This is a genomic window from Variovorax sp. IB41 (genome assembly GCF_016405905.1).
Classification (GTDB): domain Bacteria; phylum Pseudomonadota; class Gammaproteobacteria; order Burkholderiales; family Burkholderiaceae_C; genus Variovorax.
Genome location: NZ_JAEFCB010000044.1, coordinates 1 through 1,983 on the forward strand (window position 1 = coordinate 1; position 1,983 = coordinate 1,983).

Sequence of the window (1,983 nt, forward strand, 5' to 3'; positions counted from 1 at the left end):
AGCGCCATGGGGTGGGCGCGGCGACGCTGTTCCATCTGGCGTGGGCGCTGGTGCTGGGCAAGGCCACGGGCAAGGACGACGTGGTGTTCGGCACCGTGCTGTTCGGGCGCATGCAGGGCGGACAGGGCGCCGAACGCGCAGTCGGCCTTTTCATCAACACGCTGCCGCTGCGGATTCGCCTGGGTGCCCAGAGCGTGTTGCAGTGCGTGAAGCAGACGCATGAAGCGCTCACGCAACTGCTGCACCACGAGCACGCCGGACTTTCGCTGGCGCAGCGCTGCACGGCACTGCCGGGCGGAACGCCGCTCTTCTCGGCGCTGCTGAACTACCGCTTCAATCCGCGGCCGATGAAGTCGTCGAAGAACCCGCTGGGCGAAGGCATGGAAGTGCTCGGCGGCCGCGAGTTCACCAACTACCCGTTCGACATGTCGGTGGACGACCTGGGCGACGGTTTCGAGCTGATCGCGCTGATCGACCAGGCCGTGGACGCGCAGCGCGTGTGCGGCCTGATGCACGCGGCGATCGCCGAGATCGCCCGCGCGCTCGCAACGCACCCCGCGCAGCTCGCATGCGACCTCGACCTGGTGCCCGCATCGCAGAAGCAACAGCTCGCGGCCTGGGGCGTCAACCCGCAACGCTACGACGACGCGCAGCCCGTGCACCGCCTGTTCGAGCGCCATGCGAAAGAAAGGCCGGAGGCGCCCGCTCTGGTGTTCGGCGATGCAACGCTGAGCTACGCGGAGCTCAACGCGAGGGCCAACCGCCTCGCGCACCGCCTGATCGACCTGGGCGTGAAGCCCGAGCGCCGCGTGGGCATCGCGGTGGAGCGCTCCATCGAGATGATGGTGGGCCTGCTCGCGATCCTGAAGGCCGGCGGCGCCTATGTGCCGCTGGACCCCGAGTACCCGGCCGAACGCCTGGCCTATATGGTCGGCGACAGCAGCATCTCGCTGCTGCTCACGCAGTCGCACATCGCGGGGCGCCTTGTGTCCGGCGGTTCGCTGCCGACGCTGGCGCTCGATGCGCTCGACCTGTCCGCGCAGCCCGCGCACGACCCGCAGGTCGCGCTGCACCCAGGCGGCCTGGCCTACCTGATCTACACCTCGGGCTCCACCGGGCGGCCCAAGGGCGTCGGCATTTCGCACGGCGCGCTGGTGCAGCATGCGCAGGAATCGATCCGGTTCTTCGGCCTCGTGCCATCGGACCGCATGCTGCAGTTCTCGACGCTGAACTTCGACGGCTTCATCGAGCAGACCTTCCCGCCGCTCGCAGCGGGCGCCGCGATCGTGCTGCGCGGTCCCGCGCTGTGGGACAGCGAGACCTTCTACCGCGAACTCATCGACAAGCGCATCAGCGTGGCCGACCTCACCACGGCCTACTGGCTGCTGCTCGCGCAGGATTTCGCGCGCCATGGCGCGCGCCCGTACGGCGCGCTGCGGCAGGTCCATGCGGGCGGCGAGGCGATGCCGCCCGAAGGGCTCAATGCCTGGCGCCAGGCGGGGCTCGCGCACATCGCGCTGCTCAATACCTACGGACCGACCGAGGCGACGGTCACGGCTTCGGTGCTGGATTGCGCGCCTTATTTGCAGGCGGGCGACGAAGGCGTGCCGCTGCGCATGCCCATCGGCGTGCCGCTGGCGGGCCGCGCATTGCGCGTGGTCGGCCCCGACTTCAGCCTGGTGCCGCAGGGCGCGGCGGGCGAGCTGTGCATCGGCGGCGCGCTGTTGGCGCGCGGCTATCTCGGCCGACCCGGGTTGAGCGCGCAACGCTTCGTGGCGGACCCGTTCGACGACAAGGGCGGGCGGCTCTATCGCACGGGCGATCTGGTCCGCTGGAACGAGCAGGGCCAACTGGAGTACCTGGGCCGCATCGACCATCAAGTGAAGATCCGGGGCTTCCGCATCGAACTCGGGGAGATCGAGGCGCAGCTGCTGTCGCAGCCCGAGGTGCGCGAAGCCGTGGTGGTGGCCGGCGAGGGCCCGC

The 1,983-nt window shown here is 69.9% G+C and carries 1 protein-coding gene; it reads left to right on the forward strand.

Features of this window, described 5'->3' with window-relative positions; all coding sequences use genetic code 11:
* Positions 1-1,983, forward strand: a 1,983-nt coding sequence (locus JC881_RS32205; protein ID WP_198789813.1) for a non-ribosomal peptide synthetase, incomplete at both ends; no start/stop codon positions are given.